The organism is Streptomyces canus 299MFChir4.1 (assembly GCF_000383615.1).
Taxonomy (GTDB): Bacteria; Actinomycetota; Actinomycetes; order Streptomycetales; family Streptomycetaceae; genus Streptomyces; species Streptomyces canus_C.
This window is the reverse complement of record NZ_KB911591.1, coordinates 167,012-190,813: the sequence shown is the minus strand read 5'-3', so window position 1 is coordinate 190,813 and position 23,802 is coordinate 167,012. Positions and strand designations below refer to the sequence as shown.

Here is a 23,802-nt window from a genome sequence, read left to right as displayed (position 1 = left end):
TCAGGTGATCCGACCCGGTCGTGGGAGTCGGCGGTCCGGGGTCTCCCGGACCGCCACCGCCGGTGCGCCTCCTTACGCCGTCAGGTCCTCGCCACGAGTTCCCTCACGGCGATGTTGAGTTCGAGGACGTTGACACGGGGCTCGCCGATGAAGCCGAGCGTGCGGCCGGACGTGTGCTCCTCGACCAGCTTCTCGACCTGCGCGACGGCTAGACCGTTGCGTTCGGCGACCCGGCGGACCTGGATCTCCGCGTAGGCCCGGGAGATGTCCGGGTCGAGGCCGGAGCCCGAGGAGGTGACCGCGTCAGCGGGCACCTGGGAGGGCCTGACCTTGTAGTCGGCGGTGGAGTTGTCCTTGACGACCCTGGCCTTGGCCTCCTGCACCCACTTGACGAGTTGGGGGTTGTCGGCGGAGCGGTTGGTGGCGCCGGAGAGGATCAGTGCGTACTGCTTGTTGACCGAGTTCTCGCCCAGTCCGTTGGCCAGCCGGGGCTGGAAGTAGTCCAGGCCGTAGCCCTGTTGGCCGATGAGGGAGGAGCCGACGACCTTGCCGTCCGCCTTGATCTGCGAGCCGTTGGCCTTGGTGGGGAAGAACGCCTGGGCCACACCTGTCACGGCCAGCGGATAGAGGACGCCGGTGAGCACGGTCAACACCAGCAGTGCCCGCAGGCCCGCGCCGAGCAGACGGGCGGTGTTCACAAAGGAGTTGTTCATGTCCTTCAGCCGATCCCGGGAATGAGCGAGACGAGCAGGTCGATGATCTTGATGCCGACGAAGGGCGCGACCAGGCCGCCGATGCCGTAGATCCCGAGGTTGCGGCGGAGCAGCTTGTCCGCGCTCACCGGCCGGTATCGCACGCCCTTCAGAGCAAGCGGCACCAGCGCGATGATGATCAGCGCGTTGAAGACGACGGCGGACAGGATCGCCGAGTCGGGTGAGGACAGGCGCATGATGTTCAGCCTGTCCAGGCCCGGGTAGACCGCCGCGAACAGCGCCGGGATGATCGCGAAGTACTTCGCCACGTCGTTGGCGATGGAGAACGTCGTCAACGCGCCCCGGGTGATGAGGAGTTGCTTGCCGATCCCGACGATCTCGATCAGCTTGGTCGGATTGGAGTCGAGGTCGACCATGTTGCCGGCCTCCTTGGCGGCCGACGTCCCCGTGTTCATCGCGACGCCGACGTCCGCCTGGGCCAGGGCCGGGGCGTCGTTGGTGCCGTCACCGGTCATCGCGACCAGCTTGCCGCCCGCCTGTTCCCGCCTGATGAGGGCCATCTTGTCCTCGGGGGTGGCCTCCGCGAGGAAGTCGTCGACGCCCGCCTCCTCGGCTATTGCCTTGGCCGTCAGCGGATTGTCACCCGTGATCATGACGGTCCTGATGCCCATGCGGCGCAGCTCCTCGAACCGCTCCCGCATCCCCTGCTTGACCACGTCCTTGAGGTGGACCACTCCGAGGAGCCGGGCCCCCCGCTCGTCCTCGACGGCCACCAGCAGCGGTGTGCCACCGGCCTCGGAGATCCGGTCGGAGAGGGTCGCGGCGTCCTCGGCGACCGTGCCGCCCCGCTCCTTCACCCAGGCGACGACCGAACCGGCCGCGCCCTTGCGGACCCTCCTGCCGTCGACGTCCACGCCGGACATCCGGGTCTGCGCGGTGAAGGCGATCCACTCGGCTCCGGCCAACTCGCCCTGGTGGCGCTCACGCAGTCCGTACCTCTCCTTCGCCAGTACGACGACGGAACGGCCTTCGGGTGTCTCGTCGGCCAGCGACGACAGTTGGGCCGCGTCAGCGACCTCGGCCTCGGTGGCGCCCTTGACCGGCACGAACTCCGCGGCCTGGCGGTTGCCGAGGGTGATGGTGCCGGTCTTGTCGAGCAGCAGGGTGGAGACGTCCCCGGCGGCCTCGACCGCCCGGCCGGACATCGCCAGGACGTTGCGCTGGACGAGCCGGTCCATGCCCGCGATGCCGATCGCGGAGAGCAGCGCGCCGATCGTCGTGGGGATGAGGCACACGAGCAGGGCGATCAGCACGACCATCGTGAGGTGCGTGCCCGCGTAGTCGGCGAGCGGCGGCAGGGTGGCCACAGCCAGCAGGAAGACGATCGTCAGCGAGGCCAGCAGGATGTTCAGGGCGATCTCGTTCGGCGTCTTCTGCCGGGCCGCGCCCTCGACCAGGTTGATCATCCGGTCGATGAAGGTCTCACCCGGCTTCGTGGTGATCCTGATGACGATCCGGTCGGAGAGGACCTTCGTCCCGCCGGTCACGGCACTTCGGTCGCCGCCCGACTCGCGGATGACGGGTGCCGACTCACCGGTGATCGCCGACTCGTCGACCGACGCGACGCCCTCGACGACGTCACCGTCGCCGGGAACGACATCGCCGGCCTCGCAGACCACCAGGTCCCCGATCCTCAACTCGGTGCCGGGGACCCGCTCTTCGACAGACCCGTCGAGCCGTCGAGCCATCGTGTCGCTCTTGGCCCTGCGCAGGGTGTCGGCCTGCGCCTTGCCCCGGCCCTCGGCGACCGCCTCCGCCAGGTTGGCGAAGACGACCGTCAGCCACAGCCAGGCGCTGATGGTCCAGCCGAACCAGTCGCCGGGGTCCTTGAAGGAGAAGACGGTGGTCAGGACGGAACCGACCCACACCACGAACATCACGGGCGACTTGACCAGCACCCGCGGATCGAGCTTGCGGAAGGCGTCCGGCAGCGACTTCAGCAGCTGCCCGGGGTCGAAGAGGCCCCCGCCGACACGGTTCTCGGGGGACGGGTGCCGGGTGGGTGCGTCACTGTGCGGCGCCCGGGTCGCAGTGGTGGGGGACATCTCTTCGCTTTCGTCACGAGGGACCTTTGTGCGCGTGGTCATGACGCCAGCCCCTCGGCCAGCGGGCCCAGCGCGAGCGCCGGGAAGTACGTGAGACCGGTGATGATGAGGATCGCGCCCACCAACAGCCCGGTGAACAGCGGCTTTTCGGTGCGCAGGGTGCCCGCTGTCACCGGCACCGGCCGCTGCTCCGCGAGCGAGCCGGCCAGCGCCAGCACGAACACCATGGGCAGGAAGCGGCCGAGGACCATGGCCAGGCCCAGGGTGGTGTTGAACCAGTGGGTGTCCGCGTTCAGTCCGGCGAAGGCCGAGCCGTTGTTGTTGGCGGCCGACGTGTAGGCGTAGAGGATCTCGGAGAACCCGTGCGCCCCGCTGTTGGTCATCGAGTGGGCGGGAGTGGGCAGCGCCATCGCCGCGGCGGTGAAGACGAGGACCAGCGCCGGGGTGACGAGGATGTAGCAGGCGGCGAGCTTGATCTCGCGGGTACCGATCTTCCTGCCCAGGTACTCGGGTGTACGGCCGACCATGAGACCGGCGATGAACACCGCGATGATCGCCATGACCAGCATGCCGTAGAGCCCGGAGCCGGTGCCGCCGGGCGCGATCTCGCCCAGCATCATGCCGAGCAGGGTGATGCCGCCGCCGAGCCCGGTGAAGGAGGAGTGGAAGGAGTCCACGGCACCGGTCGACGTCAGGGTCGTGGACACCGCGAAGATCGACGAGGAACCGACGCCGAAGCGGACCTCCTTGCCCTCCATCGCCCCGCCGGCGAGCTGCAACGCCGGTCCGTGGTGGGCGAACTCGGTCCACATCATCAGGGCGACGAAGCCGACCCAGAGGGCGGCCATCGTCGCGAGGATCGCGTAGCCCTGTCTGACCGAGCCGACCATGACCCCGAACGTGCGGGTCAGGGAGAACGGGATCACCAGCAGCAGGAAGATCTCGAAGAGGTTGGTGAAGGGCGTCGGATTCTCGAACGGGTGCGCCGAGTTGGCGTTGAAGTACCCGCCACCGTTGGTGCCCAGCTCCTTGACGGCCTCCTGCGAGGCGACAGCGCCCCCGTTCCACTGCTGCGAGCCGCCCATGAACTGGCCCACCTCATGGATCCCGGAGAAGTTCTGAATCACCCCGCAGGCGACCAGCACGATCGCCGCGGCGAACGCGCCCGGAAGCAGGACGCGCGTGACACCGCGCACCATGTCCGCCCAGAAGTTGCCCAGCTCTCCGGTGCGGGATCGCGCGAACCCGCGCACCAGCGCCACCGCGACGGCCATGCCGACGGCCGCCGAGACGAAGTTCTGCACGGCCAGACCGGCGGTCTGCACGACATGGCCCATGGCCTGTTCGCCGTAGTACGACTGCCAGTTGGTGTTGGTCACGAACGAGACCGCGGTGTTGAACGCCTGGTCCGGATCGATCGCCTTGAAACCGAGCGACAGCGGCAGCATGCCCTGGAGCCGCTGGAGGACGTAGAGGAAGAGAACCGACACGGCAGAGAAGGCGAGGACACCGCGCAGGTAGGCGGGCCAGCGCATCTGCGTGTCGGGGTCGGCGCCGACACACCTGTAGATCCACTTCTCGATCCGCCAGTGCCGGTCGGCGGAGTAGACCTTGGCCATGTAGGTGCCGAGAGGGACGTGGGCGAGAGCCAGCGCGCCTATGAGGGCGGTCAGCTGGAGGACGCCGGCGAGTACGGGACCCATGTCGTGGTTCAGAACCTCTCGGGGAAGATCAGCGCGAGGACGAGATAGCCCAGCAGGGCGACGGCGACCGTCAGGCCGACGATGTTCTCGGCGGTCACAGCTTCGTCACCCCCTTGGCGACGAAGGCCACCAGTGCGAAGACCGCGACGGTGGTGACGACGAAGGCCAGATCGGCCATCACGAACTCCTGGAAGAGGTTCGGAAGAGAAGACGGACAGGTAGAGCAAACCTCGCCCACGCCCGGCCGCCGCCGCCGTTGACGGCTCCCTTACGGCGGACCCCGGCACTTTGACGGGCCCCTTACGCCTGCGGCGTTCAGTGCCTGGTGACCCAGGTGGCGCGGGAGACCGCTCACGGCGAGAGCGGCCGTCCCACGCGGCGGGCCGCGTCGACGGCGAGAGACCGCAGGCCCCCTACGGCGTCGGCGAAGCCCCTGCCACCGCACTGCACCGGGGACGCCCGGTACAGGTCGAAGGACCGGGCCCGGTGCCGTGGTGCCGCCCCACCCGCGGGACGCGCAGCAGCCGTACGCCATCGGGCCCGGCTTCCCCGCCCGCCCCGCGCCGCGCGGACGGCCCAGCGGCACAGCCCTCCCAGGCCGGCCGGCCGCCGTGGCCGGCCCCCTTCGCAGGACGGCCTCCGCGACCCGTACGGGTATTGAGGGATCCCGCCGCCGAGACCGCGCGGGAAGCCGATCGCGCGGGGACGAATCGAAAACCGCGATGGGGGAACCGGGAGAGAAGCCCGACGCACGAAGGGGGCCGGGGGCGCGACGCCCCGGCACCCGCACCGGAGGAGAGGCCACGATGGCGCGTGAACACGACTCCCGGCAGGCCGTCCCGAACACCCCGGGGATGCGGCCCGACAGCGACGGCGTCACGCGCCGTCGGCCGCTACGGCGGCGGCACGTCGAGGAGACGGTCGAGGTCGCGGTGCCGGTGCGGACGGCGTACAACCAGTGGACGCAGTTCAAGACCTTCCCCCGGTTCTCCGGCGTGGTGCACGGCGTGGAGCAGGTCAGGCCCACCGTGACCGCCTGGACCATCGGCTACGGGCCGCTGCGGCGTCGCTTCGCGGTGGAGATCGTGGAGCAGGACCCGGACGCCTACCTGGCCTGGCGCGCCCTGGAGCAGCGCCCCTCCCACCAGGGCGAGGTGGAGTTCAGGCCGACCGACTCGGGCGGCACGGCCATCACCGTCCGGATGCTCCTGGAGCCACGCGGAGTCGCGAAACGGCTCACCGGGTCGTCCAAGGTCACGCAGGTGACCACCCGGTTGGTGCGCCGCGAACTCCAGAACTTCAAGCAGTTCATCGAGGGGCTGGGCCAGGAGGGCGGGGCCTGGCGCGGCACCATTCGCAACGGCCGCGTACAGCACGACCACCCGGAACCGCCGAGGAGCCGGGTGGCCCAGTGGCCCGTCGGCTGACCTGCGTACCGGACGCGGCAGGACACCGCGGCGAGCGAGTCGCGGCAAGAGAAAGGCGATGCGATGCAGAACCCGCCCGGTGAGGAGCCGGAGACCACCGTCTCCGTGACACCGCCGAAGAAGTGGGCGGCCGGGGTCCCCGCGGTCGTGCACGCGCTGGAGTACTCCCTGGAGCAGACGTCTCCGCGCAGGACCGGCGTGGACCTGCTGGCCATGAACCAGGTGGGCGGGATCGACTGTCCCGGCTGCGCCTGGGCGGATCCGGCCCCGGGGCAGCGCCACCGCAACGAGTACTGCGAGAACGGCGCCAAGCACATCAACGACGAGGCCACCAAGCGCCGGATCACCGCCGACTTCTTCCGCCGGCACAGCGTCTCCGACCTCGCCGGGCGCTCCGACATGTGGCTCAACCAGCAGGGCCGGCTCACCGAGCCGATGATCAAGCGGCAGGGCTCCGACCACTACGAGCCCATCAGCTGGAACGACGCCCTGGGCGTGCTCGCCGGGGAACTGACCTCGCTCTCCTCCCCCGACGAGGCCGTCTTCTACACCTCGGGGCGGGCCAGCAACGAGGCCGCCTTCCTCCTCCAGCTCTTCGCCCGCGCCTACGGCACCAACAACCTGCCCGACTGCAGCAACATGTGCCACGAGTCCAGCGGCTTCGCCCTGAGCGACACACTCGGCACCGGCAAGGGCACCGTCACCCTCGACGACCTCCACCACGCCGACCTGATCTTCCTGGTCGGACAGAACCCCGGCACCAACCATCCGCGCCAGCTCTCCGCCCTGGAGGAGGCCAAGCGCAACGGCGCCCGCATCGTGGCGGTCAACCCGCTGCCCGAGGCGGGGCTGCGGCGCTTCAAGAACCCGCAGAAAGCACGCGGGGTCGTGGGCCGCGGCACCCAGATCGCCGACCGTTTCCTGCACATCAAGCCCGGCGGTGACCTCGCCCTCTTCCAGGCCCTCAACCGTCTGCTGCTGGAAGCCGAGGACGCCCGGCCCGGCACCGTCCTGGACCACGACTTCATCGACGCGCACACGGCCGGCTTCGAGGAGTTCGCCCAGCACGCCCGCACCGTCGACTGGGACGACGTGCGCGCGGCGACCGGACTGACCCGCGAGGAGATCGAGAAGGTCCACGACGAGGTCCTGCGCAGTGAACGCGTCGTCGTCTGCTGGGCGATGGGCATCACCCAGCACAAGCACGGCGTGCCCACCATCCGGGAGATCGTCAACTTCATGATGCTGCGCGGCAACCTGGGGCGGGCCGGCACCGGTGTCTGCCCGGTGCGCGGGCACAGCAACGTCCAGGGCGACCGCACCATGGGCATCTGGGAGCAGATGCCGGACTCGTTCCTCGACGCGCTGCAGGAGGAGTTCGGCTTCGACCCGCCGCGCCCGCACGGGCTCGACTCGGTGAACGCGATCAAGGCGATGCGCGAGGGCCGCGTCAAGGTGTTCCTCGCCCTGGCCGGCAACTTCGTGCGTGCCGCTCCCGACAGCGAGGTGACCGAGGAGGCGATGCGTTCGTGCCGGCTGACCGCCCACATCTCGACCAAGCTGAACCGGTCGCACACCGTGTGCGGTGACACGGCGCTGATCCTGCCGACGCTCGGCCGTACCGAACGGGACGTCCAGGCCGACGGCGAGCAGTTCGTCACCGTGGAGAACTCGATGAGCGAGGTGCACACCTCCCAGGGCCGCCTCGAACCGGCTTCGCACCTGCTGCTCAGCGAAGTCGCGATCCTGTGCCGGCTCGCCCGCCGCACCCTGGGCGGCAAGCCGGACATCCCCTGGGACCGGTTCGAGGGGGACTACGGCACGATCCGTGACCACATCTCCCGTATCGTGCCGGGATTCCACGACTTCAACGCGCGGGTGACGCGACCCGGTGGTTTCCAGCTGCCCAACCCGGTCAACGAGGGCGTGTTCAACACGTCGGTCGGCAAAGCGCTGTTCACCCGCAACGAGCGGGTGGTCCCGAAGGCGCCCGAGGGACATCTGCTGTTGCAGACCCTGCGTTCGCACGACCAGTGGAACACCATTCCCTACTCGCTCGACGACCGCTACCGTGGCATCCACGGCAGCCGCCACGTCGTGCTCGTCAACCCGGCCGACCTCCCCGGGCTCGGCCTCGCCCAGGGCGACCAGGTCGACCTCGTGAGCGTCTGGGCGGACGGCACCGAGCGCCGCGCCCAGAACTTCGAGGTCGTCCCCTACCCCGCCGCGCAGGGCTCCGCCGCCGCCTACTACCCCGAGACCAACATCCTGGTGCCGCTGGACAGCGTCGCCGACATCAGCAACCAGCCCACGTCGAAGGGCATCGTCGTCCGCCTGGAGCCGACGTCAGGCCGGGCGACGACCCCCACCTCCGCGTGAGACGGGCGCCGAGAGGGACGCGAACCACGGCTCGCGTCCGTACGGACACCCGGTGACAACGGCTACGGCGAGACGGACGCGCGGTTGTTCCGACTGCCCGCCCGACGAACCCTGTCCCAGGGGCCACGATCGGCCGGATGCCGTCTGTCCACGGGCCCGTGACGGCCAATAGCCTGTGCGGCCAGCGCGCTCTGGGAGGTCTCGTGAACGGTCTCCGTGCGGTCGTCGTCTGTCTTGTGATCGCCTGTGCCTCGGTGGTGTCCCCGGCTGCGGCCGTGACACCGGACCCGGCGACGCCGAGCTGGTCGGCGCTGCCGGTGCCGGCGGCGGCCCCGCCCGTGACGGTGTCCGACCTCGCCGCGCGCGGGCCGGGTGAGGCGTGGGCGACCGGCTACGAGCAGGCCACCGACGGACTGCGGCCGATGCTGTACCGCTGGAACGGCACGGCGTGGAGCCGGGACACCTCCTTCCCCGGCTCCGGCGAGCCGGGCTGGCTCGGCAAGGTGCAGTTCGTCGGTACGGAGGTGTGGATACTCCACAACCGCGCGGGCGCGGGGGAGCTCCTGCGCCGGTCGGCGGGAGGATGGAGTGCCGTCCCGCTGCCGCAGACCCTGTGGACCTACCAGGACTTCGCCGCGGTGCCGGGGGCCGCGTGGGTGGTCGGTGAGGACGACACCGGGCTGAAGGTGCTGCACTACAACGGCTCCCGCTGGACCACGCAGGCCACCCCGGACGGCGTGCTGTACCTGATGGGGATCAGCGCCCGGACCGCCACCGATGCCTGGGCCTGGGCGGACACCAGCACCGGGACGAGTGTCCTGCGCTGGGACGGCACGGCGTGGCGGGACGCGAAGGTGCCACTGCCGCCGAACAGCAATGTGCACACCCTCCTGCTCGAACCGTCCGGCCGGATCACGATCGGCGGCAGCCAGTACACCGACGGCGCGGCCCGCACCTACCTGATGACCTTCGACGGGCACACCTGGCACACCGCCTACCCGCCGCTGGGCGACACCTCCACCGAGGCCATGGTGCGCGGCCCGGACGGCGCGCTGTGGCTCCCGGTGCGCGGCGACCGCGCGTTCCAGTCGAAGTACGCGCGGGTGGACGGACCCCGCACCACCTTCTCCTACGGCCCGGAGCGCACGAACGCGATCGACGTCAAACCGCGTGCGCTGGCGAGGGCCGGGGTGGCCCTGCTGTCCTTCGGAACGGTCGAGATCTACGGCTCGAAACCGAACCTGATGAGTGAGCGGCTGGGAGGCTGACCATGGCACGCAGGACCATGGCACGCAGACTTCTCGTCGCGGCCCTCGCTGTCGTCATGACCCTCCTCACCGCCCTGACGACAGCGAGGGCCGCGACGGAACCCCTGTCCTGGCACCACGTTCCGGTCCCGGACCGGGTACGCCCCCAGGCCGCGCTCAACGAGGCCGTGGCGTTCGGCCCGGACCGGGCGTGGGCGGTGGGCGCCGACGCCGTGGGTCGCGAGGCGCCGGGCTTCCCGCTGGTGCTGCGCTGGGACGGAACCGAGTGGCACGACCAGAGCCTGCCCGGGGTCAGTTGGCAGGGTGAACTGCTGTCCGTCGCCGCGACCTCACCCGCCGCTGTCTGGGCGGTGGGCCGCGACGCGGCGGGCGGCACCCGGCTGCTCCGCTTCGACGGCACCGCGTGGTCCGAGCGCCGGCCGCCGTCCGGTGCGGCGCTGACGCAAGTCGTCGCCGGAGGCGGTGAGACCTGGCTGATCGGGTCGCGGGACGGCGCCCAGGCACTGCTGCGCCGGGACGGGAACCGCTGGCAGGACGTGCCGGTGCCGCCGGGATCGGTGTACGGCCTGCACATCAGGGCCGCCGACGACGTCTGGGCCGCGGGCGCCACCGACTCGGGTGCGACCGTCTCCCACTGGAACGGGCAGGCGTGGCAGCAGACGATCGTGGACGGCTTCCCGCGGTCGGCCGTGGGCAGTGTGCTGGCGGTCTCTGCGACCGAGGTGTGGGCGGGCGGCACGGCCGGGTTCGTCGGCGGTCCCCCGGGGAGGCCGATCCCCCCGCTGCTGGTCCGCTTCGACGGACAGACGTGGAGCCGGGTGACCGTGCCCGCCGACTTCGGCTCGGTCAGTTCGCTCACCGCCTCCCCGTCGGGCCGGCTGGCCTGGGTCTCGGTGGCCCGGTCGCAGAAGTGGGGCCCGCCGGGCAGCACCCCGCCCCTCGTCCCCGGGCCGGACTTCCTCGCCTGGAACGGGCAGTCGTTCACCGAGTACAGCGAACCCGCGGTGGCCGGAGAGGGAGACTCCCGAACGCTGCGGCCGGCGCCCGTACCGGGCACGGAGACGGTGTGGTCGGTCGGCCGCGCCGACGGCCCCGAAGGCACCTTCGCCCCGCGCATCCTGCGCTTCGGTTGAGCAGCGGAAAAATCAAAGCGGGAATCAAGGCGAAATCCATTCCTCTTCCCCGGATGACTCCGCGCATGCGCAGCGTCCCTCAATCGAGAGACATACGGCACACCCCCCGAACAAGTCGGCGCGACGGGGTAACCGAGTTCAGGTAAGGGCGTCAGACGCACTGTTGCCGTTTGACAACAAAAGCCGGCAAGCAACACAGTAACCGTGTCGGACGTATGGGGAAGGACCTTGAATGTTCCGGTGGGCGGAGACCACTCCGTGTGCTGGTCACGCGTGTCGAGAGGTGACGAAGACGCCGACAATCCGATCGGCGCGTCAGGCTGTCCGACTGCCGGAGCCCGCCGCGTCGCCGTGCGTCTGCGCCGCCGCGGTGGCACAGAAGGCCTCCAGCCCTTCCAGCAGCGCGACCCGCTTGGCGGCAGGCATGTCCGCCAGCACGGTCCGCAGCTCCCTCTCCCTGCGGGCGCGCAGGTCGACGAGGAACGCGCGGCCCCGGCCACTGAGGTGCAGCCGCACCTCACGTCTGTTCGCCTCGCACACGACCCGCTCGACGAACCCGGCCGCCACCAGCCGGTCGCACAGCCGACTGGTGGACGGCGGGGTCGAGGCCAGGGACTCTGCGAGGGTGCGCAGGTTGATGCCGTCGTGGTGCTCGAGGATGTGCAGCACCCGAAGCTGCGACGCGGAGGTCGGCGTGGTCGAGGCCCGGCCCCACACGACCTCCAGCAGCTCGACGGCCGTGGTGGTCACACGGGCGACCTCATCAGGCTCTGAGCGGCGGCGGAAGGCAGTCACGATCACACTCTCGCAGGCACTGGGATGCCTGTCAGCGTACTAGGCGCCCGCCGACCGCACAGAACCGGAACGGTCGCACCGAGCGGCCCAGTGAGTGAGACCCGTACGTCGTCCGGCGAAGGACAGGTGTTTTTTCCCTCATGAAGAGATTTCTGGCCGCTGAACGCGCTCTGCGCACAGCGGCCCCCCACGAGTTGCTCGACGCCATCCGCGCCGTACTGATCGAGCAGTACGGCGCGGAGGACGTCGAGCTGTTCATGGCCGACTACAGCCTGCGCGTGCTCCAGCCGGTGTCGGTGCTGCCGCACACGCTGGAGCCGGTGTCGGTGCACAGCAGCCCGGCCGGCCGGGCCTTCGGTTCGCAGAAGCCGTACCGGGAGGAGGGGCCCGACGGGCGACCCCGTCTGCATCTGCCGGTCAGTGTGCGCGGCGACCGGCTCGGCGTGCTGTCCGTGACCCTGCCCGACGGCGACACCACGCGGCGGTGGGAGTCCGAACTGGCCGACGTCGCCGGCGTACTGGGGCACGAGCTGGTCGTGGCGGAGCGCGACACCGACCTGTACCTCCAGGCGCGGCGCAAGGACCGGCTGACCCTGGCCGCCGAGATGCAGTGGCAACTGCTGCCCGGCCGCGCCTGCTCCCGTCCCGAGTACGAGCTGGGGGCCCAGCTGGAGCCGGCCTACGCGATCTTCGGCGACAACTTCGACTGGTCCGCGACCGCCGACCACCTGATGCTGTACGTCACCAACGGCATGGGCGAGGGCATAGAGGCGTCCCTGCTCACGAGTCTGGCCATCAACGCGCTGCGCAACGCCCGGCGCGCCGGGCTGTCCCTCGCCGACCAGGCGGCCCTGGCCGACCAGGCCGTCTACGCCCACTACCGTGGGCACTGCTACTTGTCCGTCCTGATGTTCGACTTCGACCTGGCGACCGGCCGGGCGAGCGTCGTGGACGCCGGCTCCCCCCAGCTGCTGCGGCTGCGCGGCGGCACCGTGGAACGTGTCGACTTCGACGCCCAGCTTCCGCTGGGGATGTTCGAGGAGACCGACTACATCGCGCAGGACTTCCAGGCCGAGCCCGGCGACCGGCTCATCTTCGTCAGTGACGGAGTCCATGCCGTCGCCTCGCCCAGGGGCGAGGCGTACGGGGAGGCGGATCTCGCCCGGGCCATCCACTCCACACGGCTGCTGCCCGCCGCCGAGGTGCCGCGCGCCATCCTGCGGGAGCTGACCGGCCACCGCGGGGAGGCGATGCCGGACGACGACGCACTGGTCGTCTGTCTGGACTGGCACGGCAGGACACCGTCGGCCTGATCGCGCGCCTGTCCGGCGGCGGGGAGGGCATGTTGTCCGCCGTACACGCACACGTTAACGTTTGCCATGCGGCAATAATTGCCACATGGCCTGACCGCTCGGCGAGCCGAAGGCCTCGCAGACAGGGAGACGATGCAGGTGGCGGAGCACGACACGGCCCCCGACACAGCGAAGGAGCTGGGCGCCTTCCTGGAGCGGCGCCGTGAGCAGATCGCCCAGCGCTGGGCGGACGCCGCCCTGTTCCGCACCGTCTTCACCGTCTCCCGGGACGAGGCGGTCGAGGCGGGTAAATCCGTCGTGGACGCCCTGGCCGACGTGGCCCGCTCCGGGCGGCTGGAGGATGTCGACGCCCCGGGTTTCGGCACCGTGCGGGACCAGCTCGGCCGGATGGCCGCGGCTCGGGCCCGGGCCGGGTACACGCCCGTGCAGATCGCCGGCGAGGTCGCGGATCTGCGCGAGCCGGTGACCGCGCTGCTGCGGACCGAGTTCCAGGGCGCCGACGACGTGCGGGCAAAGGCGTGCGCGCAGGCGCTGGCGGTCCTGACGGCCACGCTCCGACTGGTGATCATGGAGACGACGGTGAGCGCGGGCGAGGAACTCATCGCCCGCCAGCGTCAGCAGCTGCTGGAGGTGGCCACGCCGGTCATCAAGCTGTGGGACGGCGTGGTCGCCGTGCCCCTGATAGGGACGCTGGACAGCGCCCGCAGCCAGGTCGTGATGGAGAGCCTCCTTGAGGCCATCGTGGACCAGCGGGCGGCGTACGCGATCCTCGACATCACCGGCGTGCCGACGGTGGACTCGCTCGTGGCCCAGCATCTGATGAAGACGGTCGCCGCGGCCCGGCTGATGGGCGCGGAGTGCATCGTCTCCGGCATCCGTCCCGCCATCGCGCAGACCATCGTCCACCTCGGCATCGACCTCGGATCGATCATCACGCGGGCCGGCCTCGCCGACGCGTTGGCGTACGCGCTCACCCAGCAGGGCATCGTCGTCTCCCCACGCCCGGCGACGGGAGCGAGCCCGCGGTGACCGGCTTCGTCGCCACACACTCCGGCCCGGGTCCGGTGCCGGTACTGGCGCTGGGAGACGTCCTGCTGGTCACCCTGCAGGGCGAGCTGCACGACGGCGCGGCCGAACAGCTCCAGCAGGACATCTCCCAGCGGATCGCCTCCAGTGCCACGCCGGTGAACGGTGTCGTGATCGACATCTCCGGCGTGGAGATCGTCGACTCCTTCCTCGGCCGCGTCCTGGCCGAGATCGCCGCGAGCTCGCGCCTGCTGGCCGCGCGGACCGTCCTGGCCGGCATGCGTCCGGCCGTGGCCATCACCCTGGTCGAGATGGGGCTCACCCTGCCCGGCCTGGGGACGGCCCTGAACGTCGAGAGGGCCCTGTCCCTGCTGGGCCGCGCACCCTCGGCTGCTCCGACCGCACACCTGGAAGAGGGTGCATGATGCATGCCCCCAGCGCCTCGACCACGCGCCTGCCCATCGGCTCGGACGCCGACCTGGCCTGGGTCCGCCAACAGGTGCGCCAGGCCGCTGCCGACCTCGGCTTCAACCTGGTCCAGCAGACGAAGCTGGTGACCGCGGCCAGCGAACTGGCGCGCAACGCCCTCGTCCACGGCGGCGGCGGACACATGGAGATGACGGTGCTGACGGAAGGCGCCCACCACGGACTGCGACTGTCCTTCGTCGACGCGGGCCCCGGCATCCGGGACGTCGAACTCGCCATGACCGACGGTTACACCACCGGAAACGGCCTGGGCATGGGGCTGAGCGGAGCCAAGCGGCTCGTCAAGGAGTTCGCTCTCGACACCCGCCCCGGGCAGGGCACCACCGTCACCATCACCGACTGGATCTCCGGACTGCCCGCGCCCCGCACAGGTGCGCCTTGAGCAGGGTGTGGGACATCCCGGTCCAGGACAGCACCCGCGTACGGGACGTACGGGTCGCCGCCGAGGCCGCCTGCGCCCGGGCGGGGCTGGACGCACATGCCACAGCCGTCGCGGCGCTGGTGGCCACGGAGTTGGGCACCAACCTCGTCAAGCACGCCGGGGGCGGCCGTGTCCTCGTCAACCTGGCGGCCCGCTCCGACACGTTCGCCGAGGACGTGTCCTGTGTGCAGATCGCCTCGATCGACCACGGACCGGGCATCGACAACGTCCCCGCGGCGATGCGGGACGGTCACACGACCGCGTCCTCCTCCCTCGGTGCGGGCCTGGGCACCTGCCGGCGCATCGCCGGCGAGTTCGACCTGCACAGCAGACCGGGTCAGGGCACCGTCGCGGTGGCACGCATCACCCCGGCGAGAGCGCCGGGCGGACCGCACCCACGGGAGGCGCGTCCCGGGACCGGCACCCGGGCCGGGGGCATCACCACCTCCCTCGCCCATGCCGAGCACTCCGGAGACGCCTTCACCTGGGTGCGCTCCGGTCCACGCGTCACGCTGATGCTGGTGGACGGGCTCGGCCACGGGGACAAGGCAGCCGACGCGTCCACGGCCGCCGTCGAGGAACTGCGCCGGTGCGCCGAGCTGCCGCCGGCCGAGATCCTGCGGCGGCTGCACACCGCGCTGCGGGCCACGCGCGGCGCGGCCGTCGGCGTCGCCCAGCTCGACGAGGACACCGAACAGCTGTCGTTCGCCGGCGTCGGCAACATCGGCGCCAGGCTGCGCATCGCCGGCGTGTGGCAGCCCCTCATCTCCCATCCGGGCATCGTCGGCGCCCACTTCCCCGCCACCGTGCCCCTGCGCGAGAATGTCTGGACGCCGGAGAGTCTGCTCGTCCTGCACAGCGACGGACTCCCCAGCCGCTGGGTGCCCCCCGGCGACCCCCTGCTCGGCGCCCACGACCCCGCCGTGGTGGCCGCGGTCGTCCTCAGGGACGCCGGCAGCGCCGCCCGGCCCCTGCGCGACGACGCCAGTGTGGCCGTACTGGCCCCTGAACCCCGGACGGACCCGCATGACCCCACCCCCTGACGTCTGGAAGATCGCGTCGGTCGCCGACGCCGCCCGAGCCCGTGCCGCCGTCGACCGCATCGCCACCGACGGCGAGGCGCCGACGCTGGAACGAGTCCGCTTCCTGACAGCGCTGACGGCACGACTGCGCCACTGCCTCAGCCGCGGCGGTGAATGGGAACTCCGGCTCCACGTCCGGCAGTTCGCCACCGGGCAGCCCGCCCGTCTCGAGGCGTCGTTGAGCCCGGCCGGCGACCGCGAGCCGGACCCGCGGGACGAAACGCCCTCACTCACCTGCCCCCTGCCGCACCAGCCCGCCCGAAAGAGTCGCCGGGCCGCCACCTCGCTGTCGCAGGCCCTGCTGGCCGCGGACGAGAACACCGCGGCGGTGCTGAGCCTCCTCGACGAGCAGGAGGACCTGGTCCGGCTGCACCGGGAGGAACTGCACCACACCAACCAGGGCGTTCTGGCACTGCACGCCGACCTGGAGGCCGCGGCCCGCGCCCAGCGCGAGCTCCTCGAAGCCGAGCGGACCGCACGCGCCGCGACGGAACGGGCCCGGCGTCTGCTGACCTTTCTCGGTGACGCCAGCGCCGCCATCACGTCGTCCCTCAGCCATACGGCCATCCTGCGCCGCCTCTCCGACATGCTGGTGCCGGAGTACGCGGAGCGTCTCGACGTCTGGCTCTTCGACGAGGAGGAGTACGAGGACCACGACGACGAGCCCGCGCACCGCGTCCGCGAGCACTCGGCGGCCGCTGTGGCCGCCGCCCGCACGGGCCGCCCCCAGCACGCCGCCGCCCACCCCGGCACCCTTCCCGGCGTCGACGACCTCCCGCCCTCCGCCCTGTCCCCCGAGCGGCCGCTGCTGGCCATCCCCCTCGTCGCACAGCGCCTGCTGGGCGTCCTCACCCTCACCGCGCCAGGCCCCCGCTTCGACAAGGACACCTCCGTGATGCTGGTCGAGCTGGCCCGCCGCGTCGGCGTCGCCCTGGACCACGCCCACCGCTACCAGCAGTCCCGCAACACCGCCGAAGCCCTGCAGCGCGCCCAGCTCACCGACCTGCCGACCCCGCCAGGCCTGCTGCTCGCCGCGCGCTACCTTCCCGCCACCTGGGGCATGAACATCGGCGGCGACTGGTACGACGCCTTCCTCCAGCCCGACGGCAGCGTGCTGGCCGTCATAGGGGATGTCACCGGCCACGGGCTGCACGCCGCCGTCGTCATGGGCCAGCTGCGCACGGCCCTGCGTGCCTACGCGGTCGAGAACGCCACGCCCGGCGAGATCCTCACGCGGCTGCACCGCATGCTCGGCCACCTCCAGCCGGAGCTGTACGCCACCGCGCTGATCGCCCGCTTCCGACCGGGCGAGCCGGAGGTGGTGTGGGCCTCGGCCGGCCACCCGCCCGCCGTCGTGCGCGGCGCCGACGGCACCGTACGGGTCCTGGACGCCAAGCCCGGCGTGATGCTGGGCATCCCGCTGCCCTACGTGTACAAGGATCACCGGGCCGACCTGGCCCCCGGCTCGTCGCTGGTCCTCTACACCGACGGCCTGGTCGAACGCCGGGGGCAGGGCATCGACCCCGGCATCGGGCGTCTGGCCCGAGCCCTGGAGGCGTTGAACACCCCGGAGCTGGAACAGGACTTGGACGCGGCCGCCGACGCCCTGCTCAAGCCCCTCCTGTACGACTCCGAACGGGACGACGACGTCTGCCTGCTGCTGTGCCACACCATGACCGAGTCGCCTGACCGTTCGCCCGCTCGCGGTAGCGTGAAGAACACAAGGCGAGAGGGTGGATTTCGTGAAAGCCTCTGAACCGCAGCCGTCCGCGGAGGCCCAACTCCGCGCGGCCGCGCCGCACGCGCTGGTCGCCACCGCCCGCCGTCTGCTCGCCGACCGGGTGGGCGCCCAGGAGGTGACACTCCTCCTCGCCGACTACGGGCTGGACGTCCTGCAGCCGGTGACGCACCTGCCGCACACCGGCCCCCCGGTCTCCGCCAAGGAAGGGCCCGCGGGCAGCGCCTTCCTCACCCAGAAGCCGGTGCTGGAGATCCTTCACGACCCGGCCGGCAACCTGGCCCATCTGCCCATCACCGTGCGCGGCGACCGTCTCGGCGTCCTGTCCGTCCAGCTGCCCGCGGGGGCCGTCGACCCGCACACCGTGCTCCAGCTCGGCGACTTCGCCACGACACTCGGCCACGAGGTCACCACCGCCGGCCGCGACACCGACCTCTACCTCCAGGCCCGCCGCACCCGTCGGCTGACCCTCGCCGCCGAGATGCAGTGGCAGCTCCTGCCCGGCCGGGGGTGCGCCCGCGAGGAGTACGTCATCGGCGCCCACCTCGAACCCGCCTACTCCATCGGCGGCGACACCTTCGACTGGTCCACCGGCGCCGACCACCTGTTCCTCAGCATCACCGACGGAATGGGACAGGGCATCGACGCCTCCCTGCTCGCCGGCCTCACGACCGGCGCCCTGCGCAACGCCCGCCGCGCCGACATAGGCCTCGCCGACCAGGCGTGCCTCGCCGACCAGGCCGTCTACTCCCAGTACGGCGGCAAGGCGTACGCCTCCACCCTGCTGCTGCGCTTCGAGCTGGCCACGGGCCTCGTGCAGGCCGTCGACGCGGGTTCCCCCCAACTGTTCCGGCAGCGCGGCGGCCGTACCGAGCGGGTCGAGCTGGAGGCGCAGCTGCCGCTCGGCATGTTCGAGGAGACCCTCTACACGGAGCAGACCTTCCAGGTCGAGCCCGGCGACCGGCTCATCGCGGTCAGCAGCGGTGTCCACGGCACCCGCTCCGCGACGGGTGATCTCTTCGGCGAGCGGGTCCTGCGCCAGGTCCTCGGCGCCACTCGTTCGACGGCGCCGCACGAGACGGCACGCGCGGTCGTCGCCGGGCTGATCGAGCACTTCGGCAGCAAGGAACTGCTGTCCGACGCCGCCGTGGTCTGCCTCGACTGGAACGGCCGCCAGGGCTGACCGTCCCGTCAGCGTCCGGGGCCGCCGGTCTCCGTGCCGGTGTCGCTCTGAGCGGTCAGAAAGGCCCGCAGCCCCCCGCTCAGCGCCGCCCGCTCGCCGGGTTCCATGGCCGCGAGGACCGCGGCGAGCGCCTGCGATCTGCGCGCGTCCACCTCGTCCAGCACATGCCGACCGCGCCCGGTGAGAACGAGCTGCACCTCACGCCGCCGGTGCGGGTGCAGCAGACGCTCCAGCAGCCCGGCCGCCTCCAGCCGGTCGCACAGCCTGCTGGCGGTCGGCGGCCCGATCTCCATGTTCTCCGCCAGAGTGGTGAGGTTGAGACCCGGCTCCGACTCCAGGATCCGCAGAGCCCTCAGTTGGTGCGGCGACAGCCTCAGGCTCGCTCCCTGGGCGGCCACCGACCACAGATTCGCGAGACCGTCCACGGCGTCGGCGACCTCCAGCGCGACGGAGAGTGGGTCGTCACCCGGTCCGCTCGACTGGTCGTCCCCCGAGCCACTGAGACGAGTCACACACCCATCGCTTTCAGTAATCGCTGCGCCATACAGATACCACCCTCATTCAAACGCGGTACCCGATGAGACGGCGACCAAGCACCTGGCGGCTCCGGAGGACGGCAAAAGCAAAAGGCAAGGAGATAACTCTCCTTGCCTCTTTTCAAGTTATAGCGCGGAGGGGGGCTTGCGGCAAGCCCCCGGTCAGGGCGCAGAATCGTCGGCCGAGGCTACAACCTGCGGAAATGGGGGAACGACGTTGTCGTTGAACAACGTGACCGAGCGGTACGTGCTGGACCTTCGGGAGATCGACGAGAGTCAGATCGCCGTCGTCGGCGGCAAGGGGGCGCACTTGGGCAGCCTGTCCCGGATCGAGGGCATCCGCGTACCGGCGGGCTTCTGCGTGACGACGGACGCCTACCGGCGGGTCGTGGCGCAGTCACCGTCGCTCGACGCACAGCTGGACCGGCTGTCGCGCGTGAGTCCGGACGACCAGGAGGCGATCCGCACGCTGAGCGCGGAGATCCGCCGGACCATCGAGGAGATCGCCGTCCCGGACGATCTGGTGGGGGCGATCACCCGGGCGCTCGCCCGGTCCGGGGAGCGGACCGCGTACGCCGTCCGCTCCAGCGCGACGGCCGAGGACCTGCCGACGGCCTCGTTCGCCGGTCAGCAGGACACCTACCTGAACGTCGTCGGTACGGCGGCGATCCTGCAGCACGTCAGCCGGTGCTGGGCGTCACTGTTCACCGAACGAGCCGTGACCTACCGCCGGCGCAACGGCATCGACGACCGTACGGTCCGTATGGCCGTCGTGGTGCAGCAGATGGTGTTCCCGCACGCGTCCGGCATCCTGTTCACGGCCGACCCCGTCTCGGGCGACCGGACGGTCGCCACCGTGGACGCCGGCTTCGGCCTCGGCGAGGCCCTGGTCTCCGGGCTGGTGAACCCGGACGTCTTCAGGGTGCGCCACGGCGAGGTCGTCGCCAGGACGATCTCCGCCAAGCAGCGTGAGGTGCACGCCCTGCCGGCCGGAGGCACGCGAGAGGTGTCGATCGACGCGCAGCGCCAGGAGCAGCCGGCGCTGACGGATGCGCAGGCGATCCGGCTCGTGGAGCTCGGGCGACGGATCGAAGCGCACTTCGGCCGCCCGCAGGACATCGAATGGTGCCTGGCCGACGACGACTTCCACATCGTGCAGAGCCGGCCGATCACGACGCTGTTCCCCGTCCCCGAGAGCTCCGACCAGGAGAACCACGTCTACGTCTCCGTCGGACACCAGCAGATGATGACCGACCCCATGAGGCCGCTGGGCCTGTCCATGTGGCAGCAGACGGCCATGGCGCGGATGCACGAGGCCGGCGGGAGGCTGTTCGTCGACGTCACCCAGCGTCTGGCCGCGCCCACGAGCCGGGCCGGCCTGCTGGACCTCATGGGCAGAGGCGATCCGTTGGTCAGGGACGCGCTGGAGACCGTCCTCGACCGCGAGGACTTCGTCCCGTCGCTCCCGGACGCTCCTCCCGCCGGGCCGCGCGGCGGCGCGGCCCCCGAGCCGGTCGAGACCGACCCGGCGGTCGTCACCGGGCTGATCGAGCGCAGTCAGGCGTCCCTCGCCGTCCTGCGGCGCGACGTCCGGACGAAGACCGGGCCGGAGCTGTTCGACTTCCTGCCGACGGCCTTCGAGGAGCACAAACGCGTCCTCACCGATCCGCTGAACTTCAAGGCGATCATGGCGGGCATGGAGGCCACGTGGTGGCTCAACGACAAGCTGGAGGAGTGGCTCGGCGAGAAGAACGCGGCGGACGCGCTCACGCTGTCCGCCCCCGGCAACATCACGTCGGAGATGGGACTCGCGCTGCTCGACGTCGCCGACGTGATCCGCCCGCATCCGGAGGTGGTCGGGTTCCTGGAGGGCGTCGAGGACGACGGCTTCCTCGACGAGCTGGCGAAGCTTCCGGGCGGGACCGAGGCACACGACGCCATCCAGGCCTACCTCGACCGGTACGGCATGCGCTGCGTCGGCGAGATCGACATCACCAGGCCGCGGTGGAGCGAGCGCCCGAGCACGCTCGTTCCCGTGATCCTCGACAATGTGCGGAACTTCGAACCGGGCGCGGCCCGGCGGCGCTTCGAGCAGGGGCTCGAGCAGGCGCGGAAGAAGGAACAGGACGTGCTGTCCCGGCTGCGGGCCCTGCCGGACGGGGAGCGCAAGGCCGACGAGGCCAAGGCCATGATCGACCGGGTCCGCACCTTCATCGGCTACCGGGAGTACCCGAAGTACGACATCATCAGCCGCTACTTCGTCTACAAGCAGGCCCTGATGGCGGAGGCCGAGCGCCTCGCGCAGGCGGGCGTGCTCGCCGACAAGGAGGACGTCTTCTACCTCACCATCGAGGAGTTCCACGACGTCGTTCGCTCGCGGCGGGTCGACGACCGGCTCGTCCGGCAGCGCAAGGACGCGTTCCGCTCGTACCAGGCGCTCACCCCGCCCCGGGTCCTCACCTCGGACGGCGAGGCGCTGACGGGGGCGTACCGGCGCGACGACGTACCGGACGGCGCCCTGGTCGGCCTGCCGGTCTCCACCGGGACCGTCGAGGGACGGGCCCGCGTCATCCTCGACATGGCGGACGCCGATCTCGAAGCGGGCGACATCCTGGTCACGACCTTCACGGACCCCAGCTGGTCACCGCTGTTCGTCGCCGTCGCGGGTCTGGTGACGGAGGTGGGCGGCCTGATGACCCACGGTGCGGTGATCGCCCGGGAGTACGGCCTGCCGGCCGTGGTGGGCGTGGAGCAGGCCACCCGGCGGATCCGGGACGGACAGCGGATCCGCGTGCACGGCACGGACGGGTACATCGAGATCCTGTCCTGACCGCCCGGGAGGGAGCCGGGTCCCGGCTCAGGGTCTTGTGGCGCTCTCGATGTCCGGGTGCACGGTGAAGATCTGGTCCAGGCCGACGATGCGCAGGACGCGCAGTATGTTCGGCGGTACGGCCGCCAGGGCGACGTCCGCCCGGACGGTCTGCGCGTTGCTGCGCGCGGCGATCAGAGCCGTGATGCCGCTGGAGTCGCAGAATTCCAGCCCGCTCATGTCCAGGACCAGGCACCGGCCCGGCCGGAGGGCCAGGCCGTCGAGCGCTTGGTGCAGTTCGGCGACGTTGGCGTAGTCGAGTTCACCGGAAAGCTCCAGAACGGGACCGGTCGCGGCGTCTCGGGGAGTGATCTTCAGCGGGCTCATCGTTCGTCTCTCGTCTGTGGGTCGGAGGCGGGGACACCGATGGCGAGCAGGGCGGTGTCGTCGTCGAGACCGTCACCGAAGCTGTCCAGGAGCCCGGTGAGGGCCTGGACGACGGCATGCGGTGGCTTGCCGGCGTGAGCGGTGACGAAGGCGAGCAACGCCTCGTCGCCGTAGAGACCCGCACGGTCCTGGCCGGTGCGGGCTTCGGTGAGGCCGTCTGTGTAGAGAAGAAGCGTGTCGCCGGGACCGAGAACGGTTGTGGCGTCGGTGAAGGGCGCTGAGGGCAGGATGCCGACGAGAAGGCCGCCGGGAGTGGGCAGGAAGTCGGCTGTGCCGTCCGCGCGCAGCACGATGGCCGGCGGGTGGCCGCCCGCGGCGAGGTGGACGGCCAGCTGCCCGGTCGCGGGGTCGGGTTCGAGGGTGCCGTAGACCGCGGTGCAGTAACGGGGGTCGCCGCTGCCGGCGTAACGCTCGTGGAGCACCGTGTTGAGGGTGGTCAGGGCGGAGACGGGATCGGGGTCGTGCAGGGCGGCGGCGCGCAGGGTGTAGCGGGTCAGCGAGGTGAGTGCGGCGGCCTGGGGCCCCTTCCCGCACACGTCGCCGAGGAAGAAGCCGAAGCGTTGGCCGTCGAGCGCGAAGACGTCGTAGAAGTCGCCGCCCAGCCGGTCGGGGGAGGCCGTGTGGTAGTGGGTGGCCGTCTGCGCGCCGGGTACCGGCGGGAGGGTGTCCGGGAGCAGCGACTGCTGGAGCACGGCGAGCGCCTCCTGCAGCCGTGCGCGGTCGGCCTCCGCCTGTCGGCGTGCTTCCTCGGCCGCCTCCCGGCGGCGCAGGAGTTCCTCTTCGTAGGCGCGGCGGTCCCGGGCGTCGAAGACCGTGGTGCGGATCAGCAGGGGCTGCCCGGTGGTGCCGTGTTTGACGGCCGACGAGACCAGCACGGGTATCCGGCCGCCGCCGGTCTGCTTCATCTCCAGCGCTATGCCGCTGATCTCGCTCTGCATACGCAGCAGTGGGGCGAAATGCGTCTCGTGGTACAGCTTCCCGCCGACGGTCAGCAGGTCGGTGAACCGCTTCCGGCCGACCACCGCCTCCCGCTCCAGACCGAGCCAGTCCAGCAGGGTGCCGTTGATCTTCGCGATGGTGCCGTCCATCAGCGTGGAGAGGTAACCGCAGGGGGCGTTCTCGTAGAGGTCCTCGGCGCTGTCCTCCAGCAGTGCGGCGAACGCCGCGTCCGCGGTCCGGTCGGCATCGGCGTCCGCGTCGGCGTCCTGCGGGTCGGGCTGCTGGTCGGCGCGGCACAT

21 protein-coding genes are annotated in these 23,802 nt (G+C 71.0%); 12 read left to right on the top strand and 9 right to left on the bottom strand.

What is annotated here, in order from left to right; genetic code table 11:
- Positions 1-80: 80 nt before the first annotated feature.
- Genes H293_RS0123280 through H293_RS59250 form a run of 5 tightly spaced genes read right to left on the bottom strand, consistent with a single transcriptional unit; the run spans position 81 to position 4,759 of the window.
- A complete protein-coding gene (locus H293_RS0123280) occupies positions 81-713 on the bottom strand; it encodes a potassium-transporting ATPase subunit C (protein WP_020120250.1) in 633 nt (210 codons plus the stop codon).
- 5 nt (positions 714-718) lie between these two features.
- Positions 719-2,818, bottom strand: a complete 2,100-nt coding sequence (gene kdpB, locus H293_RS0123275) for a potassium-transporting ATPase subunit KdpB (protein ID WP_020120249.1) — start codon at positions 2,816-2,818, stop codon at positions 719-721.
- Positions 2,819-2,856: 38 nt separating this feature from the next.
- Positions 2,857-4,521, bottom strand: coding sequence for a potassium-transporting ATPase subunit KdpA (gene kdpA, locus H293_RS0123270; RefSeq protein WP_020120248.1), 1,665 nt, complete (start codon positions 4,519-4,521; stop codon positions 2,857-2,859).
- Between the two features lie 8 nt (positions 4,522-4,529).
- The gene (kdpF, locus tag H293_RS54295; RefSeq protein ID WP_020120247.1) at positions 4,530-4,619 is read right to left on the bottom strand and encodes a K(+)-transporting ATPase subunit F; all 90 of its coding nucleotides are present in this window, start codon (positions 4,617-4,619) and stop codon (positions 4,530-4,532) included.
- Positions 4,616-4,759 carry a hypothetical protein gene (locus tag H293_RS59250; RefSeq protein ID WP_199790188.1) on the bottom strand — a complete coding sequence of 48 codons (144 nt, stop codon included), beginning with the start codon at positions 4,757-4,759 and terminating at the stop codon, positions 4,616-4,618. Before H293_RS59250 ends, kdpF begins: the two co-directional genes overlap by 4 nt.
- 568 nt (positions 4,760-5,327) lie before the next feature.
- Here H293_RS59250 and H293_RS0123255 point away from each other — a divergent pair.
- The 4 genes from H293_RS0123255 (at position 5,328) to H293_RS0123240 (ending at position 10,728) form a co-directional block, all read left to right on the top strand.
- Positions 5,328-5,948, top strand: coding sequence for an SRPBCC family protein (locus tag H293_RS0123255; protein ID WP_020120245.1), 621 nt, complete (start codon positions 5,328-5,330; stop codon positions 5,946-5,948).
- A 63-nt stretch (positions 5,949-6,011) separates the two neighbouring features.
- The gene (locus H293_RS0123250; protein ID WP_020120244.1) at positions 6,012-8,327 is read left to right on the top strand and encodes an FdhF/YdeP family oxidoreductase; all 2,316 of its coding nucleotides are present in this window, start codon (positions 6,012-6,014) and stop codon (positions 8,325-8,327) included.
- 203 nt (positions 8,328-8,530) lie between these two features.
- Positions 8,531-9,595: a hypothetical protein gene (locus H293_RS0123245; protein WP_020120243.1), complete on the top strand. Its 1,065-nt coding sequence runs from the start codon at positions 8,531-8,533 to the stop codon at positions 9,593-9,595.
- 17 nt (positions 9,596-9,612) lie between these two features.
- Positions 9,613-10,728 (top strand): hypothetical protein, encoded by a 1,116-nt coding sequence (locus tag H293_RS0123240; RefSeq protein WP_020120242.1) that lies wholly within the window; start codon positions 9,613-9,615, stop codon positions 10,726-10,728.
- A gap of 315 nt (positions 10,729-11,043) precedes the next feature.
- Here the strand turns inward: H293_RS0123240 and H293_RS0123235 are convergent, their stop codons facing one another.
- On the bottom strand, positions 11,044-11,478 hold the full coding sequence (locus tag H293_RS0123235; protein WP_020120241.1) for a MarR family transcriptional regulator: 435 nt from the start codon (positions 11,476-11,478) through the stop codon (positions 11,044-11,046).
- 185 nt (positions 11,479-11,663) lie between these two features.
- On the opposite strand from H293_RS0123235, the gene H293_RS0123230 reads away from it, so the two are divergent.
- The 7 genes from H293_RS0123230 to H293_RS0123200 all read left to right on the top strand — a co-directional run bounded on the left by H293_RS0123230 (position 11,664) and on the right by H293_RS0123200 (position 18,772).
- A complete protein-coding gene (locus H293_RS0123230) occupies positions 11,664-12,836 on the top strand; it encodes a PP2C family protein-serine/threonine phosphatase (RefSeq protein ID WP_020120240.1) in 1,173 nt (390 codons plus the stop codon).
- A 132-nt stretch (positions 12,837-12,968) separates the two neighbouring features.
- On the top strand, positions 12,969-13,865 hold the full coding sequence (locus H293_RS0123225) for an STAS domain-containing protein (RefSeq protein ID WP_020120239.1): 897 nt from the start codon (positions 12,969-12,971) through the stop codon (positions 13,863-13,865).
- Positions 13,862-14,287: an STAS domain-containing protein gene (locus tag H293_RS0123220; protein WP_020120238.1), complete on the top strand. Its 426-nt coding sequence runs from the start codon at positions 13,862-13,864 to the stop codon at positions 14,285-14,287. The genes H293_RS0123225 and H293_RS0123220 overlap by 4 nt, the downstream gene beginning before the upstream one ends.
- Positions 14,287-14,730, top strand: a complete 444-nt coding sequence (locus H293_RS0123215; protein ID WP_078612649.1) for an anti-sigma regulatory factor — start codon at positions 14,287-14,289, stop codon at positions 14,728-14,730. The genes H293_RS0123220 and H293_RS0123215 overlap by 1 nt, the downstream gene beginning before the upstream one ends.
- Positions 14,727-15,812 carry a SpoIIE family protein phosphatase gene (locus H293_RS0123210; protein ID WP_033415603.1) on the top strand — a complete coding sequence of 362 codons (1,086 nt, stop codon included), beginning with the start codon at positions 14,727-14,729 and terminating at the stop codon, positions 15,810-15,812. The genes H293_RS0123215 and H293_RS0123210 overlap by 4 nt, the downstream gene beginning before the upstream one ends.
- Positions 15,796-17,607: a PP2C family protein-serine/threonine phosphatase gene (locus H293_RS0123205; protein ID WP_020120235.1), complete on the top strand. Its 1,812-nt coding sequence runs from the start codon at positions 15,796-15,798 to the stop codon at positions 17,605-17,607. The genes H293_RS0123210 and H293_RS0123205 overlap by 17 nt, the downstream gene beginning before the upstream one ends.
- The gene (locus H293_RS0123200; RefSeq protein WP_028808114.1) at positions 17,585-18,772 is read left to right on the top strand and encodes a PP2C family protein-serine/threonine phosphatase; all 1,188 of its coding nucleotides are present in this window, start codon (positions 17,585-17,587) and stop codon (positions 18,770-18,772) included. Before H293_RS0123205 ends, H293_RS0123200 begins: the two co-directional genes overlap by 23 nt.
- Before the next feature lie 8 nt (positions 18,773-18,780).
- On the opposite strand, the gene H293_RS0123195 is transcribed toward H293_RS0123200, so the two are convergent.
- Positions 18,781-19,284, bottom strand: a complete 504-nt coding sequence (locus H293_RS0123195) for a MarR family winged helix-turn-helix transcriptional regulator (RefSeq protein ID WP_020120233.1) — start codon at positions 19,282-19,284, stop codon at positions 18,781-18,783.
- Between the two features lie 256 nt (positions 19,285-19,540).
- Here H293_RS0123195 and rph point away from each other — a divergent pair, with 256 nt between their 5' ends.
- Complete coding sequence (rph, locus tag H293_RS0123190; protein WP_028808113.1) at positions 19,541-22,138, top strand: rifamycin-inactivating phosphotransferase; 2,598 nt, start codon at positions 19,541-19,543, stop codon at positions 22,136-22,138.
- Between the two features lie 27 nt (positions 22,139-22,165).
- Here rph and H293_RS0123185 read toward each other — a convergent pair whose 3' ends face one another.
- Positions 22,166-22,504 (bottom strand): STAS domain-containing protein, encoded by a 339-nt coding sequence (locus H293_RS0123185; RefSeq protein WP_020120231.1) that lies wholly within the window; start codon positions 22,502-22,504, stop codon positions 22,166-22,168.
- Positions 22,501-23,802 carry a PP2C family protein-serine/threonine phosphatase gene (locus H293_RS0123180; protein WP_028808112.1) on the bottom strand — a complete coding sequence of 434 codons (1,302 nt, stop codon included), beginning with the start codon at positions 23,800-23,802 and terminating at the stop codon, positions 22,501-22,503. The genes H293_RS0123185 and H293_RS0123180 overlap by 4 nt, the downstream gene beginning before the upstream one ends.

Excerpts from the sequence above, each read along its gene's own strand:
- H293_RS0123205 (WP_020120235.1), top strand. The coding sequence starts at position 15,796 with ATGACCCCACCCCCTGACGTCTGGAAGATCGCGTCGGTCGCCGACGCC.
- H293_RS0123185 (WP_020120231.1), bottom strand. The coding sequence starts at position 22,504 with ATGAGCCCGCTGAAGATCACTCCCCGAGACGCCGCGACCGGTCCCGTT.
- kdpA (WP_020120248.1), bottom strand. The coding sequence starts at position 4,521 with ATGGGTCCCGTACTCGCCGGCGTCCTCCAGCTGACCGCCCTCATAGGC.
- H293_RS0123215 (WP_078612649.1), top strand. The coding sequence starts at position 14,287 with ATGCATGCCCCCAGCGCCTCGACCACGCGCCTGCCCATCGGCTCGGAC.
- H293_RS0123230 (WP_020120240.1), top strand. The coding sequence starts at position 11,664 with ATGAAGAGATTTCTGGCCGCTGAACGCGCTCTGCGCACAGCGGCCCCC.
- H293_RS0123240 (WP_020120242.1), top strand. The coding sequence starts at position 9,613 with ATGGCACGCAGACTTCTCGTCGCGGCCCTCGCTGTCGTCATGACCCTC.
- H293_RS0123255 (WP_020120245.1), top strand. The coding sequence starts at position 5,328 with ATGGCGCGTGAACACGACTCCCGGCAGGCCGTCCCGAACACCCCGGGG.
- H293_RS0123225 (WP_020120239.1), top strand. The coding sequence starts at position 12,969 with ATGCAGGTGGCGGAGCACGACACGGCCCCCGACACAGCGAAGGAGCTG.
- H293_RS0123280 (WP_020120250.1), bottom strand. The coding sequence starts at position 713 with ATGAACAACTCCTTTGTGAACACCGCCCGTCTGCTCGGCGCGGGCCTG.
- H293_RS0123250 (WP_020120244.1), top strand. The coding sequence starts at position 6,012 with ATGCAGAACCCGCCCGGTGAGGAGCCGGAGACCACCGTCTCCGTGACA.
- H293_RS0123180 (WP_028808112.1), bottom strand. The coding sequence starts at position 23,802 with ATGTGCCGCGCCGACCAGCAGCCCGACCCGCAGGACGCCGACGCGGAC.
- kdpB (WP_020120249.1), bottom strand. The coding sequence starts at position 2,818 with ATGTCCCCCACCACTGCGACCCGGGCGCCGCACAGTGACGCACCCACC.